The sequence below is a fragment of the Bacillus sp. NPDC094077 genome, from assembly GCF_050279465.1.
Lineage (GTDB): Bacteria > Bacillota > Bacilli > Bacillales > Bacillaceae_G > Bacillus_A.
Window position 1 is genome coordinate 160,702 of sequence record NZ_JBNNUF010000002.1, and the last position, 17,289, is coordinate 177,990.

Sequence of the window (17,289 nt, forward strand, 5' to 3'; positions counted from 1 at the left end):
ACAACAAATGGTGTGAAATAGCAAGTGTTGGAAAAATCAAGAAAAAATAGGGGGTATAGCAAAAGGCACAAAGACATCTCTTTTATTTATATATTATTCCTAATTTGGATTTATGCAAAAAATTGATGTAAGAAAAAATGTAGAGCAAATATTAATAATGTATTCCTTGTGGTAAAATATGGTTTATCCGTTGATAGTAATTAAATATTATAAAAGGAGGAGAAAGAGTTGAAAAATGATTCATTTAATATAATTGAAGCAGCAAAAACAGGGAGGAAAAAAGTACACCCAGTCTTTGCTGTAATATTAGCAATTATATTTTTGACTTTAGGCGAATTTTTTATGCTGTTTATGCTGTTTTTACCGAAGGCTGAAACGACATTCATGAAAGGGATTTATGATAATGTTAGAATGCTGTTAACATTTGGAGGAGCTATATTCATTTTATTTATATGGGTTCGTTTTGTAGAAAAAAGACCTTTTTCGTCCATTGGTTTTTGGAAAGAGCAATGGATGAGAAAGTATTTGAAAGGTGCGTTAATAGGGTTTGTATTTATTTCAATACCAGTTATTTTACTATTATTAATGGGAAGTGTAAAATTACAAGTACAACATATTACCTCAACAGTGATAGTAGGAATAGTAGGATCTTTAGTTGCATTTTTAATACAAGGGGCAACGGAAGAAATTATTGTACGAGGTTGGTTATTCCCGGTTCTTTCTGTTAGAAGTCGTATATGGGTTGGAATAATTGTTACTTCTTTTTTATTTGGGTTTCTTCATCTACTCAATCCAGGAATTACAATATTATCTATATCGAATATAATATTAGTTGGTGTTTTCGCAGCTTTATACGTATTGAAAGAAGATGGCCTGTGGGGAATATGTGCATGGCACTCAATTTGGAACTGGGCTCAATATAATGTATATGGTTTTGCGGTTAGTGGTACAACTGTATATTCCACTCCAATTTTTAAGTCTATCACAAATGGACCAGAAATGTTGCATGGAGGCTCATTCGGAATTGAAGGTAGTATTATTACAACAATTATGCTCTCTATCGCTTCAATTGTTTTATGGAGACAGCTATGGGGTAGAAAAGCGAAACAACGAGATTTTAGTTAATGAAGGTGGGAGAAACTATGGGGATTTTAGCGTTTGAAGGAGCTAGTGCTGTTGGTAAGAGTACAACGTGTCGTGAATTAGAAAAAAATTATGGTGCTTATATTATACCTGAGGTTAATTTTTTATTTGAAAGACCAAAAAATGAACATAGAACATGGTATTTTGAAAAACAAGTAGAGCGCTGGAATATAGCAATGCAGAAGTCGCAGCAATATGAATTGGTAATACTTGATGGTGATATTTATCAGCCACTTAGTTATAATTGGTGTTTCCATTTTGATATATTTAATCAGCCATTAACTTTAATAGAAAACTTTTATAAAGAAAAGATAGTAAATAGGGAAATTGGTTTTCCCGATCAATATTATTATTTATATACGAATGATGAAGAACTTCGAAAACGGAAAGAATCTGATGAGACGAGAAAAAGAAGAAACTTTGAAAAACATTTACATATATCAAAATCATTTCAATGTTATTATGAAAGTTTAAATAACGTTACAGAAGGATACTGCAAGTTAATTGAAGCGAAAAGTGTAAGAAATAATGAATTGGAAATAATGAATAGTTTAAACAACTTGAATGTGTGTGAAGAAAGACGTTTTGATGTTTCGAGGTTAAACGCTATTACGAAGTGGTTAAAAGAGAATCGTGCATAAAAAAACAACGAGCCCCTTATAAGGGACTCGTTGTTTTTTTATACATATTGAACATGTGAATTCGTAGTATATATTGTTTTTAAAATTTATAAGTTAGCTTTTTCATTTTTTTTAATAGCATTTGTATAGTTAGGTAAGAAGAGTTGAGAAGGATAAACTGGTAGTATTTATTCATCTCCTTTAAAAATATATGCTTAGAGGTGATTAGCAACTGAAAAAGATAGCGTTTTTTGACGGAATAATCTTTCAATTTATAAAGAAAAGAAATACAATATAAGGAAATATATATGATTCAGGAAATAGAAAATATGTAATAAATGAACATGTATCTCGTTATTTGCGGGAAATAAGACTCAAGTTTCAGCTGGGACAAAGAAGTTAGGTGGAGAGTAGCTTCCTGTATAACCTAATTGCTTCAACAAATAATCTGTGTTTCGAATTATAACTTGTGAAGGGGGAATCAATGTAACTATGAAAAAGGTTATTATTTCAGATCTTGATGGAACTTTATTAAGAAGTGATAAAACAATTTCAGAGAAGTCTATTAATATTTTGAGGGAATGCAAAAATAAAGGAGACGAACTGATTTTTGCTACAGCAAGGCCTCCAAGAGCTATAAATCAGTATATTCCCAATGTGTTAAAGAATGAGATTGTCATTTGTTATAACGGAGCTCTTGTTCTTAAAGGTAATGATGTTTTATATGAAATGGAGGTTTCTAAAAATATCATTTTAGAAATCATAGAAATAGCAAAAAAATATAAGCTTCATCAAATTTGTCTTGAAATAAATGATAAGCTTTACTCAAATTTTGATGTTACTGATTATTTTGGTAACGTACCATGTGAAGTTATGGATGTAAGAGAGTTAAACTTTGAAAAGGCCTCTAAAATAATTGTTTGTACGAAGGGCTCAATAAATAAGGAGTTCGTTAAAGAATTGCCTATTGAGTGCAATGCAGTTATTACAGATAACGGGACATTGTGCCAAATCATGCATGCAGAAGTTTCAAAATGGAATAGTATTCAACATGTTCTACAGCACCTAAATCGAGACGTATCTGAAGTAATTGCATTTGGAGATGACTACAATGATATGGAAATGATAGAGAAGTGTGGAATTGGTGTAGCGATGAGCAATGCTGTTGAGGAATTAAAATCAGTCGCTAAATTTATCGCTAAAACTAACGATGAGGATGGAGTTGCTACATTTTTGGAAAGTAATAGTTATTTTTATGTTAATTAGGATGAAAAAATAAATTACGATAAGTTGTGAAACAAAGAGATGCTACACCTGCTTTTAATAGATAGAAATTATGAAAAGGGACATGTGGGAGGAAACAAGCGAGATGAAAACACTATATAAAATAATTGGTATTATAGCTGGTATGGCAGTAATCGGAGTAGGGTTAACATATGGCATGCTTTATTATTTGAATAATAGTAAACCGGCTGCGAAAAAGACAACACCAGCAGCTCCTGCAGTAGAAGTGCTAGCTGATAGTAATGTAAAAGCCGAAGATGCAAAGCTTTTAGAAAATGGCAATCATTCATTACCGAATAGTGGTTTTAATAAAAATTTTAAATGGACAGATGAGAACATACAGACAGCATTACATGAAATGGCACATCAAAAAACGAAGGCAGATCAAAAGTGGGGTTATATTTTTATCACACAAGAACGTATTGAAAGTTTACTTGAAATTGTAAACAGTAATGATGTTGCACAAAAAAGTGCATATGTGGATATTTTAGAACGATGGAAACAAGGAAAATATGAAAAGGTAGATGCGGATCATAACAAGATTTGGAAGTTACAAAGCGGAAATTTAGGAGAAGGGAAAGGAGTAATGTCAGAAGCGGAACAAAAAGAGTTAATTAATCAAGTATTTATGCAAAAGGGTACATATTCGGGTAGTAAATTAATTGCAGGTGGGGGACAGACTAATAAATAAGATACATATTGATTTTAAAACACCTTTGTTGTTATAAATACAAAGGTGTTTTTTGTTGAATATCTAGGTTGAATTAAAGAAAAAATGAGTTGATATTCTATAGAGGAATTCAACTCATTTTTCTTTTCATACTATTTCTATTATACTTTTGTCTTTTTTAATAGTGTGAGAAACGACTGTAAAATGGGTGATATCCATCTAGATTTATGATAGATTACATGACTTTGAATAACTGCTGGGGTCTCGATAGGTTGGAAATATAGCTGTTCTTTTTGACAATTTTCCTGTACAACGATGTAAGGAAGAATTGAAATTCCTAATTGGCACATAACAGACTGTTTAATGACTTCAACATTGGAAGTTTCAAATGTTTTATCTGGAATATTTCCGCTTTGACGTAAAAAACGATCTACCATTGGCCTATAGCCGCAGTTTTGTTCTGTAAAAATAAACTGAGTGTCCTGTAATAAATCGAATGGATTGGTGTGTGCAGGTGCAGACGGATAGGCCGGTAAAATCCATCCAAATGTTTCATTACTAAAAGTACGCGTAATAAAATCGTTATGTTCTATACTTTCTCCAATTATGAAGATAACATCTGTTTCTCCTTCATGTAGTTTTCTCATTGCATGTTCATTTGTATTTGTTTCAAGTACGATGTTTACTTTCGGATTTTCCTGTTTGTAGGCACGCAATAATTGTGGTAAACGGTACACTGCTAATGATTCGTTAGATGTAATACTTAATGTCCCTTCCAAATGATCACTATTTTGAGGGATTTCTTGCGCTTTTTCATAAATAGCAAGTAATTCTAATGCATAAGGATGAAATTGATGACCTGCTTTTGTAAGAAGCACTTTTCTCCCTAACCGATCGAAAAGAGGGATATGTAAATCGCTCTCTAATGCTTTAATATGCGTTGTCACAGTAGATTGTGCATAATCTAACGCATGAGCAGCTTTAGAAAAACCACCATACTTAACAATGGCGCAAAATGTTTTAACATGTCTCATTTCCATCAGTTATCCCTCTTTTATTATCATGATTTGTGAATGATTATATCATGTATTTCAATTTTTCAAATGATTAAATTTCTTTTAAAATGAAGTTGTGAAGAAATTCATTCAAGTAGTATTGGAGGAGAAAAAATGAGTGAAAAGGGCTATCATGTAGCTGTTGTTGGAGCTACAGGTGCAGTAGGTCAGAAAATTATTGAACTGTTAGAACGAGAAACAAAGTTTATTATAGCTGAAGTTACATTACTTTCGTCAAAACGATCTGCTGGTAAGACAGTACATTTTCAAGGGCGAGAGATTAAAATACAAGAGGCAAAAACAACTAGTTTTGAAGGTGTAGATATTGCCTTTTTCAGTGCTGGAGGCGAAGTGTCTAGACAATTTGTAAATCACGCAGTTTCTAGTGGTGCAATTGTAATTGACAACACAAGTGAGTATCGAATGGCGCACGATGTACCACTCGTCGTTCCAGAAGTAAATGCGCACACTTTAAAAGAGCATAATGGTATTATTGCAGTTCCGAATTGTTCAGCATTACAGATGGTAACAGCACTTAAGCCAATTCGAAAAGCATTTGGATTAGAACGAATTATCGTTTCCACATACCAAGCTGTATCAGGTTCTGGAATTCATGCGATTCATGAATTAAAAGAACAGGCTAAGTCGATGCTTGTAGGTGAAGAGATGAAGAGTGCTATATTACCAGCAAAAAAAGATAAAAAGCATTACCCAATTGCGTTTAACTTACTGCCTCAAGTAGATATATTTACAGATAATGATTTCACATTTGAAGAAGTAAAGATGATTCAAGAGACGAAGAAAATTTTAGAAGATCCAAACTTGAAAATGGCAGCTACTTGTGTGCGTGTTCCGGTTGTATCAGGACACTCAGAATCGGTTTATATTGAACTTGAAAAAGAAGCGACTGTTGCAGAGATTAAAGAAGTACTAATGGATGCACCGGGTGTTATTTTACAAGATAACCCTAGGGAACAGTTGTATCCAATGCCATTATATGCAGAGGGGAAAATAGATACATTTGTCGGGAGAATTAGAAAAGATCCTGATATGCCAAACGGATTTCATCTTTGGATTGTCTCCGATAATTTATTAAAAGGGGCGGCTTGGAATTCAGTTCAAATCGTAGAGACGTTGGTGGAAAAGGGGAGAATTTAGTATAGGTTTAAAAAAACTGGGAAACCGTTAATGATTAAAGTTTCCCAGTTTTTATTTTATAATTGTTTTCTTTATTTGAATCAAATTTAATTTAAATTAGTCTTTTCTTAATTTCATTAGTGAAATGATTGCTCATAAGAAGTGTCAATTTTATAAGGAGACGTAAAAGGAAGATAGTAAAAAACATCAAGAATGAATAAATTTTATTTGGTACGATATGAATATATTCAATATGAGGGGGGAATTAGATGTATCAAGTAAAGGGGTATTTTTCATCATTAAAAGGAAGTCATTATGAAATTGGAAAGCAACAAGGGGAATTCGTGAAACAACATCCGTATCTCATCCCACAATTTATACAGGAAGAAAACTTAATATCAGAAAACCATTGGACAGAATCTAGAAATGTACTAAATAAATATTGTCCAGGAATAAATGAAGAAATTGAAGGGTTCTGTGAAGTGCTAAAAATATGATGTATTATTATCAAACACTATTAAAAGCAGGTTGTAGTCATTGTGCAGTATTACCTAAAAAGACCAATTCAGAGCACACATATGTATTAAGGAATTATGATTTGTCACCAAAAATAGATGATATGCGTTTTTGCTCGACGCATGTTGAAGGTGCGTATGCACATAGTGGCTTTTCTACTCAATATTTTGGCCGAACAGAAGGAGTTAACGAGCATGGATTATCAGTTACATTTTCAGCATGTGGCCAACCAGTAGGGAATATTGCAGGTTTAAGAAAGCCAATGGTAAGTGGTTTGCAATGCTTTGCGGTAATTCGAGTATTATTGGAGAAATGTAAAAATGTGCAGGAGGCTAAGTCACTAATAGAAGAAATGCCAATTGCAAGTAATATTAATATAATTGTAGCTGATCCTTTAAACGCAGTACATATTGAAATATTTGATGGGCATAAATCAATAACAACGATTAATGATGACAATCAAGCTTTTATCGTATCAACAAACCATGCAGTTAGTTCACCTATTCAGAAATTAAATAGTAGGAGATTAGAACAATCTACAAAGAGATATCACACTTTACATGAACATATAAATCGAAATGAAAAGTTGAGCATGGAGTCTTTAAAAGGGTTAGTAGAAGAAGAATATCCTGCAGGGCTGACAGTACATAATTATGAAGAATGGTTTGGAACTTTACATTCTGTATTATTCGATTTACATGATCGTACAATGAATATTTGTTTCGGATCGCCACTTTTAAACAACTGGTACGCATTGAAAGTTGGAGGAAGCCTGCCGTTTTCTGAGGTGAACGTGAACTTTAAAAATAAAACTTATACTGACTTTTGGAAAGAAGAGGATAATAAATTGATTCCAAAAGGATAAATGGGATAATATAGTAATGGAAAGGGTGCATATATACTGGAGGGATTGCCATTGCTACAAGTTATGTTACCAATTGTTTTTATCTTTTTTCTAGTTGCTTCGATGTAAATAGTGCATTTCTATTAGTAAAAGCTAATTAGAAAGCACTATTTTTATATAATACACTTATTAATATTCTAAAATCTTAATATTGTTTTATTCGACTTAGTTTTAAATAATCAAAACATAAAATTAATTAGACTATTTTTTTATATTTTATGATAGTATATTGATTTGTAAGGCCTATTATTTTAGGAGTAGGTCATATAAGTATATCTAATTTAATGGAATTGATGTATGGAGGGACAAGATGGGGAATGTTGAAAAATTTGCAAATCTTCTAATGGAAGAACCGAAAAGAGAGCAGTTATTTCCTTTATTTGAAGAAGTGTTTGGTATTGAAAGTCAAACATTACGTGATTTTTTGGAGAAAGGATATTGGGATTATACATATAAAGCTTTATCCGTATTACAAGATGATAAAGCGATTGCAAATGTCGCGGCATTTTCACTACCGTTACTAATTAATGGTGAAAAAATAAATGCAGTTGGCATTCAATCAGTAATGACACATCCTGATTTTCGTAGAAAAGGACTCATGACCCAATTAATGAGTAAAATGATAGAAGAAATCGATAAACAATGTGAATGTACATTATTGTTTACTGAACACGTTGAACTGTATACATCATTTGGATTTAAAGTTGTGCAGGAACATCTGATGACAATACCATACGATAAAAAATATAATAAGGATTCATTACTTAGAAAGTTAGATTTTTATTTAGAAGAGGACAGACAATTAATAGATGAAACTATAGATAATAGCCAAAGGCTTTCAAATATGTTTTCTACTTTGAATTACAGATCTTCGTTTTATTTGAATATGTATGATTTGAAATGGAATGAAAAACTGTATTATTCTAAGAATCTAGATGCGATTATTATTTATGAAGTAGAAAATAAACAGTTAAAATTATATGGAGTATTCGCGCCGATACTTCCAGTTTTAGATGAATTATGTAAGGAAATCTCTGAAGAGTTTATGGAGATTGAATTTTATTTTTCACCAGATCAATTAGGAATTGAAGATGTACAATTTACAGAATTCCAGTCTAGTAAGTATTTAATGGTTCGAAGTAATAAAGAGCTAGATTTTAAAGGTTACAAATTCCCAGTTTTAACGGAGTTTTAAAAATTAATCTAAGCGTTTTTTTATGGGAGGAAGTATGAAAATATCATATATACCAAATCATATTGAGCAACTAACTGTTATGAATGCCCCAGAGAAAAATAGTCTTAAAGACAACCAAACATTTATTGTCCATTCGAAAGCAGAAACAGATTTTTGGATGAAAACACATTATGGTTTTGAAGTAATGAATGGTCATGTATTTTATAATGAAATGATGACAGATTTTCAGGCTGAAGTTCAATTACGAATGAATCCAAATGCGACATATGATCAAGCAGGTCTGTTTGTGATGATTTCTGAGAACTGTTGGTTAAAAGCTTCATTAGAATATATTCCAGATGGCCCATCTCATTTAGGGGCTGTTGTAACGAATAATGGATATTCCGATTGGTCAACGAAAGATTATCCAACTGAATTGGCTAATAAACAATTACGTTTTCGTATTGTTCGCAAACGAAGTGATTATACAATATATGTGAAAACGAGCCAGCACTGGGAACAGATTAGAATTGCTCATTTGCTGGAGGACTTAGATGATAGACCTGTGAAAATAGGTTTTTACACATGTAGTCCATCTAAAAATAATGGATTTGAGACCGAGTTTTTTGATTTTACAATTGAACAAATATAGATAAAAACCGTATTCTTATAATTAAGAATACGGTTTTTATATTTATATAATATAAAGCACATTTATTGACCCGAAAGTAATTAATGCTTATCATTTAATAATGTTAAATATTAATTTACATAATATAATAGAAGTAATAAAGAAATTACAAACTATACGGCCTAATTAAGGAGGGATATGAATTATAGAGTGTTAATTTCATGAAAAAGGAGATTATGTATGAAATCATTTCGAAAGTTATTACAGTATTTAAAACCATACATGTTCTTCGCTATTATTGGACCGCTATTTATGGTACTTGAGGTTGCGATGGACTTAATTCAACCGACTATTATGCAACATATTATTGATGTTGGAATTGCAAATAGGAATTTAAATTATGTAATAAAAATGGGGCTTCTTATGATAGGAGCAGCAGCGCTCGGTTTAGTTGGAGGACTTGGCTGTATGAAGTACTCTACAAAAGCAGCTGTTAATTTTGCTACAGATATACGAAAAGAAGTGTTTGCAAAAATTGAAACATTTTCTAGTAAAAATCGCGATTCATTTGGAACAGGCAAATTATTAACGATTGTGACAAATGATATTACATCTATCCAATCAGCGATGACGATGACGTTACGTGTACTTGTTCGTGGTCCGTTGTTATTTATTGGAAGTATAATTATTGTTTTTGTAACAGCGAGAGAGCTATTTCCTATTTTACTAGTAGTTGTACCGATTTTATTACTTGCAATTGTTCTCATTGCGAGTCAAGCGAGCGGATCGTTTAAAAAGGTGCAAGAAGCATTAGATAAAGTAAATACAAAGCTACAAGAAAATTTATCTGGAGTACGTGTTATTAAAGCGTATGTAAGACAAAAATATGAAATCACCCAGTTTGGAAATGTTAATAAGAATCTAACGAAGATAAATATCCGAGCTGTGCAGCTCATTTCGTTAATGATGCCGATTATTATGCTAGTTGTAAATGGCGGGATTGTTGCAACTTTATGGATTGGCGGAGAGAAAGTATTTAATGGTACCCTTCAAGTGGGAGCGATTTTAGCATTTATAAACTATTTAAATATTATTTTAATGTCACTTATGTCCATTAGTATGGTATTTATTCAAATTGCTCGGGCTTTTCCATCTGCAGATCGTGTACAGCAAGTTTTAGATACTGAAGTTGATATAATAAGTGAAGCGAATGCATTTGAACCGGAGCAAGTAGAAGGAAATATTCAGTTTAATCATGTTAGCTATAGCTATACAAAAAATAACGAATACGTTCTAAAGGATATTTCATTTAGCATTCGTAAAGGTGAAAAAGTAGGGATTATCGGATCAACCGGAAGTGGTAAGTCTACTTTAGCTAAATTACTACCGCGTCTTTATGATGTTGATCAAGGAGAAATATGTATAGATGGTACAGATATTAAACTGTATGATTTACAAAAATTGCGTGCTTCTATCGGTTTTGTACCTCAAAAGGCATTGTTGTTTTCAGGAAGTATAGAAGAGAATTTACGTTATGGTAAAGAAGCTGCCACACATGAGGAACTGGAAATAGCGGCTTCATCAGCTTGTGCGACGGAGTTTATTAATAAACTTGAAGATTCTTATCAATATAATTTAACACAAGGTGCAACGAATTTATCTGGTGGCCAAAAACAACGTGTATCCATTGCAAGGGCGCTAGTGCGAAAGCCATCAATTCTAATTTTAGATGATTCTACATCAGCAGTTGACGCAAAATCAGAGGCAAACATTCAAGAAGCATTAATAACAGAATATAAAGGAACAACTACATTATTAATTGCCTCCAAAATCTCTTCAATAATGGATGCTGATAAAATTCTTGTACTAGATAATGGTGAGTTAGTTGGTGATGGTACTCATAAACAACTGTTAGAACAATGTGAGGTATATCAGGAAATTTATCTTTCCCAAGGTGGCAATTTACATGAAGAAGGTGGGAAAGAAAATGCGTAATTTTCAAGGGCAATTTGCTAATAAAGGTGGACGTAACGCGCCGAAGATAGGAAAAGCTAAAAATACTAAAGGAACTGTAATGCGGATATGGGATTATTTAGGATTTCAAAAAGCTGCTCTTATGTTCGTTGTTTTTTTAGTATTAGTTACTACATTACTCGGACTATTAGGCCCATATTACATGGGTGTAATTATAGATCAATATATTGTACCGAAAGATTTAAGTGGTACTGCAAGAATGTGTATGTTACTTATCGCAATTTATGGTATTACGGTGCTTTTAACGTGGTTACAAACGTTTGTCATGATTAACGTTGCATTAAAAACAATACAAAAAATACGCCAAGACATTTTTGAGAAAATCCAAACGCTGTCTTTAAGGTTCTTTGATGTACGTTCTCAAGGTGATTTAATGAGCCGTGTGACAAATGATATAGATAATTTGAATCAAGCGTTGACACAAAGTGTTGTGCAAATTATTTCATCAGCGTTAACCTTTATAGGTGTGACGATTGCGATGTTCTCATTAAATTGGATTTTAGCAATTGTAACTTTAATTACAGTACCTCTTATGTTTTTCGTTACAAAAAAATTAGTTGCATATAGTGGTAAAAACTTTGTGAAGCGTCAAAAAGATTTAGGGGAGTTAAACGGATTTATAGAGGAAGCAATTACAGGTGCAGACGTAACTACGTTATATGGAAAAGAAAAAGAAACCGTACAAAATTTTAATAAAATTAATGAACAACTAAGAATATCAGCTACGAAAGCTGATACGTTTTCAGCATTTATTTTTCCAAGTATGAACTTTATTAATAACTTAGGAATGGGACTAGTAATTGGGGCTGGGGCAGTTATGGTATTAAACGGAATGACAACAGTAGGTGTCATTGCCGCTTTTATTAATTATTCTCGTCAATTCTCAAGACCACTAAGCCAATTTGCAACTTTAATGAATACAATTCAAGCGGCAGTTGCTGGAGGAGAACGCGTTTTTGAAATTATGGATGAGGTACCAGAAATTCAAAATAAAAAAGATGCATTCGTTGTACAAAATTTACAAGGTCATGTTGCGCTTGAGAATGTTTCATTTGGTTATAAGGAAAACAAAACGATTTTAAAAGATGTGAGTCTTGAGGCAACGCCCGGAGAAACAATTGCTTTAGTCGGTCCGACTGGATCAGGGAAAACAACGATCATAAATTTGTTAACTCGATTTTATGACATTCAAAAAGGGCAAATTAAAATAGATGGAAATGATATAAAAGATTATGATATTAATTCTTTAAGAAGTAAGATAGGAGTAGTTTTACAAGATACGTATTTATTTGCAGGAACGATTATGGATAATATTCGTTATGGGCGTTTAGATGCTAGCGATGAAGAAATAATCAATGCGGCTAAAGCGGCATCTGCACATTCTTTTATTAAGCATTTACCGAATCAATATGAAACAGAAATTGCTTCAGAAGGATCGAATTTAAGTCAAGGACAAAAACAACTTCTTGCAATCGCACGAGCGATTTTAGCAGATGCAGATATATTGATTCTCGATGAAGCGACATCTAATATTGATACGAGAACAGAATTGCAAATTCAAGCAGGGTTAAATAATTTAATGAGAGGTCGAACAAGTTTCGTAATCGCTCACCGACTCAAAACGATTGAAAAGGCAGATCAGATCCTTGTTATAAAAGATGGGAGTATTTTGGAAAGAGGAAATCATGAATCTCTCATGGAAGATAGAGGGTTTTACTTTGATTTGTATACGAGTCAGTTTAAGATTTAAAGAAAATATTGATGTAATGCGGTTTCTCTAGAATAGAGAAACCGCATTTTTATATTTGTAATCATTTTTATCCAAACAGTATTTTAATAGCATCGTCTTACATCCCTGTTAAAACATGTGAATAGTGATTTAAAGTTATGAAGACGTCTTATTTCATCCTTATCCCAACTTGGAATGAGTATTGTTTGTGTGTTACAACCGCTGATGGAGGATTTATTTTTACTAACTATGATTTCATAGCCTGAATTAGTGTGGTTCTTAATATACTGTGAATATGATGCACGATATTAGGATGTCTTGTATGTGCAATTTATAATACGAGCGTTGAATTGGTAAGGATTTAGAGTTAATAAGTTTAATTTCCTAAAAAGGAGAGTATGCGATATGAATAAAAAGAACGAGCTGTTGTATCTGCTGTCCTTTAATAGGCGAAAAAGTATTCTGGTTAAAAACTACGAATAAACAGAATAGCTGCTTGGAATTTTATGAATCACTTTTTAAATCTAACTAATCAGCCTACCTGAAAAATACTTATACTTGCAGATACATTTGTTAAAGACCCACCATCATTATTTGAGAGAGTAATAGTACCTGCTGAAGAAGTGTTATTTATTAAAGTTAATGTTGAAGGAACAACTGTTACTGTAAAAGCAACAGTACCTTGATTTATTGTATGAGGTGCCCCTGTACCAAAACGTCCACCTGGAATTGGTGTACCATTTAGTGCAAAGGAAAATTGATTTTCACGAGAAGCTTCTAACTGAAACTCTGCTACATATGTTCCTAGTGTATTAATTATAATATTCCCAGTACCCGTTATGTGGGTAAGGGCAGTACCTATTATAGGTCCATTTGTATTAAAAGTAACATTGGCTCCCACTACAATTGACTGGTTAGTAGTATCAAAAACATATAGATAATTTGTTAATCCTGAACCGACAGAGCCAGTAGCCCCAGTAGAGCCAGTAGCCCCAGTGGAACCAGTAGAGCCAGTATGACCGGTAGCCCCGGTGGAACCAGTAGAGCCAGTGGGACCGGTGGAACCGGTAGAGCCAGTGGAACCGGTAGAGCCAGTGGAACCGGTAGAGCCAGTGGGACCGGTAGCCCCAGTAGAGCCAGTGGGACCGGTGGAACCGGTAGAGCCAGTGGGACCGGTAGCCCCAGTAGAGCCAGTGGGACCGGTAGCCCCAGTAGAGCCAGTGGGACCGCTGGAACCGGTAGAGCCAGTGGGACCGGTAGCCCCAGTAGAGCCAGTGGGACCGGTGGAACCAGTAGAGCCAGTGGGACCGATGGAACCAGTAGAGCCAGTAGGTCCAGTTGGATAATGGGGGAGAATAATACGACTAATATCTAAAAGCGGAAATTTAATGAATATATCTTTGTTTTGATAATCTATCAAAATCACCTCACTAGTATGTTTAAAGAAATAGTAAAGTAATAATTTTTATGGATACCTCATTTTTATATTATTAATGCAGCTTATTTTGGAAACAGTAAATATCTATCGCGACTTTAGGATATTAGTTTTAGCCCACATCTTAATAAAGTCCTTTTTTAAAGATAAAGAGCGCTGTTAAATACGCTCTGAGACAAGTTTTATGTTGGAAGGAGAATCAAGAAATTATGTGCATATTGTTTTAGAATGTTGTAGATTTTTTAATTAAAAAAAAAGCAATCCTATAAAAGTTATATTTTTGTATTAATAGATAGTCACCATATAATAAAATATGCTTGTTTGATATAAATGTGTGTCAAATCTACAAAAATATATTTTGGCGTGTAAAAGAAAGGTTAAATGTTAATTGATTAGTATTGTGTTTCTATTAAAGAATTTGTGCAATATTGAAACCGGATTTTATTTGGATAAAAATTGGTAACTGAAAAATAAAGTGTTTATCAGTCGCCAATGGAGGGGATTAAATCTTATTATTAAGTTTTTAATTTTATTTTTGTTTTTATTTCGATAAGAAATTGCACCGATTAATATTGATAGAAGGCTCCCTTTTAATAATTTTAAAACAAGTAGGCTAGGTGAGTGGATTAGTATATAAATCGGCTCGACTGATGAAGATTGGTATTAAAAAGTGCAAAGATCTAAAATTAGAATGAGTATCTAGTTAGTGTATAACGATTGAAACAGCACTGAAAACTAATAAAACGGCCATAATGATGTTAAATAATTGATTGTGTTTTAATAAAAGTTTTTGGAACATGGAACCAAATAGGCTCCAACTAAATGTACTCATTAAACCGACTATGCCTAAAAAGAATGAGAAAAGTAGAAAACTTGAATATGAATTGTAGTAAGGGAGAATAAAAGTCGATACTACAGTCAATCCGAATAATATTCCTTTAGGGTTAACAAATTGAAGAAAAACCCCTACAGTAAATAAGTTTTTATTATTTTTTTCATCGGGATCCGTACTACCTTTACTAGTGAGTATTTTAAAAGCTAAATATAGCATATACGCTACACCTAAAATTTTTAAAGTGAATTCGATTGTTGGAAGGATATTAATTAGTAAAATATTAAAGAAACTACATAAGGAGGTGAGGATGAAAAAACCGAAAGCTACTCCAAAGCAAAATTTCATGCTCCTCTTTAGCCCATGTTGATTGGCGTATGTCATAGCTAGAAAATTGTTAGGGCCTGGTGTGAAGCTACTTATAAAAACAAATAATAGAAAAGAAAATATAGGCATTTCAAAACCCCCTAAAAATTAGTGTGTGTTATAATGACCGAAAAGAACAATATAACGTGTGCTCTTTATTATACATAATGGTCGTTATATTGTATATGGTATAGGAGTGTTTTTTATGGAAGAAATTCAAATTATTCTGGCGAAAAATTTAAAAACTATACGAGAAAAAGACAAATTAAGTTTAGAAAAGGTTTCTCAATTAACAGGTGTGAGTAAAACGATGATTGGACAAATTGAAAGAGGAGAATCAAGCCCGACACTAACAACAATATGGAAAATTGCCAATGGATTGAAAGTGTCTTTTACTTCTTTAATCAATAATCCGCAGCCGGATACAATAGTTGTTTTACGAAATGATATTCAAGTATTATCTGAAGACAATGGAAGATATAAAGTGTATCCTTCTTTTCCTTTCCAAGGTGACAGACATTTTGAAATATACACGGTTGAAATTGAAACAGAAGGAAAATTAAGTTCGGAAGCGCATAAAGAAGGTACTGAAGAATTTATAACGGTGTTTGAAGGAGAATTAACAATTGAAGTAAATGATGGTCAATATAAATTAAATAGTGGAGATTCAATTCACTTTAAGGCGGATAGACCTCACTCTTATAATAATTTAGGAAGAACATTAACGCGGTTAAGTATGACCATTTATTATCCAGCTTCATAAGTTTGCATTTACATTAAGAATATAGAATGTAGAATATAGAAAATTGTGTAATGATAAAACCATCTATAAGAGATGGTTTTATTTTTTGTAATCAACAAAAAAAGACACTCATTTGAGTGTCAACATAGTATTGCTCTCGCGTATAGGATTGGAGTATGTTTCTCAAATACATATTGAGATGGTTCGTATAGGAGAAACTGTCTTCCTATTTAATGTAACATCAGTAGGTGGGCGTGTAAATTGATAATATATATACGGAAAATTTAGTATAGATAGTTTCTACTATTAATATAGTGTAATTTATTTTTATTGCTTAATCATTGTCATGTAATTATTAGAATGTTCTTATCTTTATGGCTGACGTGATATTTACCACCTTAGTATTTAAGAATGTTTATTATAAAAAAGAATGAATCATTTATTAATCGATTCGTATAATTGTAAGAGAGGCACCTGTTGAACCGCCTTCAATTAAATTAACGATGGATAATATGCTGAATAATTGAAGTGAAATTGTATTACCAGCATTTAAATTAGTAATTAAATTATTATTATAATTTGAAATTGATATTGCGGGAGAAAAAAGAGAAGAGTTATAAAGGTATTCCTTAATGATAGAGTCATAATTATGTAAATTAGTTAAAAAACTTGTGGAATGAGGTATTAAATTGAAACAGAATGGCAAGTTACCAATGAATAAAGGTATGAGAGGACCGGAAAATATTGGACCTACATTTCCAGCGCTTCCACCAATTTATATTCCAACTGGAAATACAGGATCAACCGGCCCGACCGGAGCAACCGGAATAACGGGCCCAGCCGGAATAACGGGCCCAACCGGATCAACAGGGACAATCGGAATAACGGGCCCAACTGGAATAACGGGCCCAACTGGAATAACAGGCCCGACTGGAATAACAGGAGCAACTGGAATAACGGGAATAACGGGAATAACGGGCCCAACTGGATCAACAGGGGCAACCGGAATAGTAGGAG

At 32.9% G+C, this 17,289-nt stretch carries 14 protein-coding genes and 2 pseudogenes; 12 read left to right on the forward strand and 4 right to left on the reverse strand.

Annotation, left to right across the window (positions count from 1 at the left end; all coding sequences use genetic code 11):
• The first annotated feature begins 228 nt into the window (after window positions 1-228).
• The 4 genes from ACQKNR_RS05595 to ACQKNR_RS05610 all read left to right on the forward strand — a co-directional run bounded on the left by ACQKNR_RS05595 (window position 229) and on the right by ACQKNR_RS05610 (window position 3,738).
• Window positions 229-1,125 (forward strand): CPBP family intramembrane glutamic endopeptidase, encoded by an 897-nt coding sequence (locus ACQKNR_RS05595; protein WP_427316011.1) that lies wholly within the window; start codon window positions 229-231, stop codon window positions 1,123-1,125.
• Complete coding sequence (locus ACQKNR_RS05600; protein ID WP_427316013.1) at window positions 1,125-1,784, forward strand: chloramphenicol acetyltransferase; 660 nt, start codon at window positions 1,125-1,127, stop codon at window positions 1,782-1,784. Before ACQKNR_RS05595 ends, ACQKNR_RS05600 begins: the two co-directional genes overlap by 1 nt.
• Before the next feature lie 471 nt (window positions 1,785-2,255).
• Complete coding sequence (locus ACQKNR_RS05605) at window positions 2,256-3,029, forward strand: HAD family hydrolase (RefSeq protein ID WP_427316015.1); 774 nt, start codon at window positions 2,256-2,258, stop codon at window positions 3,027-3,029.
• Window positions 3,030-3,132: 103 nt separating this feature from the next.
• Window positions 3,133-3,738 (forward strand): PRK06770 family protein, encoded by a 606-nt coding sequence (locus ACQKNR_RS05610; RefSeq protein WP_427316016.1) that lies wholly within the window; start codon window positions 3,133-3,135, stop codon window positions 3,736-3,738.
• 140 nt (window positions 3,739-3,878) lie between these two features.
• Here ACQKNR_RS05610 and ACQKNR_RS05615 read toward each other — a convergent pair whose 3' ends face one another.
• On the reverse strand, window positions 3,879-4,757 hold the full coding sequence (locus tag ACQKNR_RS05615; RefSeq protein ID WP_427316018.1) for a LysR family transcriptional regulator: 879 nt from the start codon (window positions 4,755-4,757) through the stop codon (window positions 3,879-3,881).
• Window positions 4,758-4,886: 129 nt separating this feature from the next.
• Here ACQKNR_RS05615 and ACQKNR_RS05620 point away from each other — a divergent pair, with 129 nt between their 5' ends.
• From ACQKNR_RS05620 to ACQKNR_RS05645, 6 genes and pseudogenes are all read left to right on the forward strand, one after another.
• The gene (locus ACQKNR_RS05620; RefSeq protein WP_427316020.1) at window positions 4,887-5,930 is read left to right on the forward strand and encodes an aspartate-semialdehyde dehydrogenase; all 1,044 of its coding nucleotides are present in this window, start codon (window positions 4,887-4,889) and stop codon (window positions 5,928-5,930) included.
• A gap of 248 nt (window positions 5,931-6,178) precedes the next feature.
• Window positions 6,179-7,290 (forward strand): annotated as a pseudogene (locus ACQKNR_RS05625) (C45 family autoproteolytic acyltransferase/hydolase).
• Window positions 7,291-7,639: 349 nt separating this feature from the next.
• Window positions 7,640-8,524, forward strand: coding sequence for a GNAT family N-acetyltransferase (locus ACQKNR_RS05630; RefSeq protein WP_427316022.1), 885 nt, complete (start codon window positions 7,640-7,642; stop codon window positions 8,522-8,524).
• Window positions 8,525-8,558: 34 nt separating this feature from the next.
• The gene (locus ACQKNR_RS05635; protein WP_427316024.1) at window positions 8,559-9,155 is read left to right on the forward strand and encodes a DUF1349 domain-containing protein; all 597 of its coding nucleotides are present in this window, start codon (window positions 8,559-8,561) and stop codon (window positions 9,153-9,155) included.
• Window positions 9,156-9,374: 219 nt separating this feature from the next.
• Window positions 9,375-11,129, forward strand: coding sequence for an ABC transporter ATP-binding protein (locus tag ACQKNR_RS05640; RefSeq protein ID WP_427316026.1), 1,755 nt, complete (start codon window positions 9,375-9,377; stop codon window positions 11,127-11,129).
• Window positions 11,122-12,918, forward strand: coding sequence for an ABC transporter ATP-binding protein (locus tag ACQKNR_RS05645; protein ID WP_427316989.1), 1,797 nt, complete (start codon window positions 11,122-11,124; stop codon window positions 12,916-12,918). The genes ACQKNR_RS05640 and ACQKNR_RS05645 overlap by 8 nt, the downstream gene beginning before the upstream one ends.
• A gap of 511 nt (window positions 12,919-13,429) precedes the next feature.
• On the opposite strand, the gene ACQKNR_RS05650 is transcribed toward ACQKNR_RS05645, so the two are convergent.
• Both ACQKNR_RS05650 and ACQKNR_RS05655 read right to left on the reverse strand, forming a co-directional pair.
• Complete coding sequence (locus ACQKNR_RS05650) at window positions 13,430-14,293, reverse strand: collagen-like protein (RefSeq protein ID WP_427316991.1); 864 nt, start codon at window positions 14,291-14,293, stop codon at window positions 13,430-13,432.
• A gap of 742 nt (window positions 14,294-15,035) precedes the next feature.
• Window positions 15,036-15,620, reverse strand: a complete 585-nt coding sequence (locus tag ACQKNR_RS05655; RefSeq protein WP_427316027.1) for a LysE family transporter — start codon at window positions 15,618-15,620, stop codon at window positions 15,036-15,038.
• A gap of 58 nt (window positions 15,621-15,678) precedes the next feature.
• Here ACQKNR_RS05655 and ACQKNR_RS05660 point away from each other — a divergent pair, with 58 nt between their 5' ends.
• Window positions 15,679-16,293, forward strand: a complete 615-nt coding sequence (locus tag ACQKNR_RS05660; protein ID WP_427316029.1) for a helix-turn-helix domain-containing protein — start codon at window positions 15,679-15,681, stop codon at window positions 16,291-16,293.
• Between the two features lie 421 nt (window positions 16,294-16,714).
• Here ACQKNR_RS05660 and ACQKNR_RS05665 read toward each other — a convergent pair.
• Window positions 16,715-16,882: pseudogene (locus tag ACQKNR_RS05665) on the reverse strand (BclA C-terminal domain-containing protein); the annotation flags it as partial.
• A 79-nt stretch (window positions 16,883-16,961) separates the two neighbouring features.
• Here ACQKNR_RS05665 and ACQKNR_RS05670 point away from each other — a divergent pair.
• Window positions 16,962-17,289: exosporium leader peptide-containing protein (locus ACQKNR_RS05670; protein WP_427316992.1), on the forward strand; the 328-nt coding region annotated here is incomplete at its 3' end.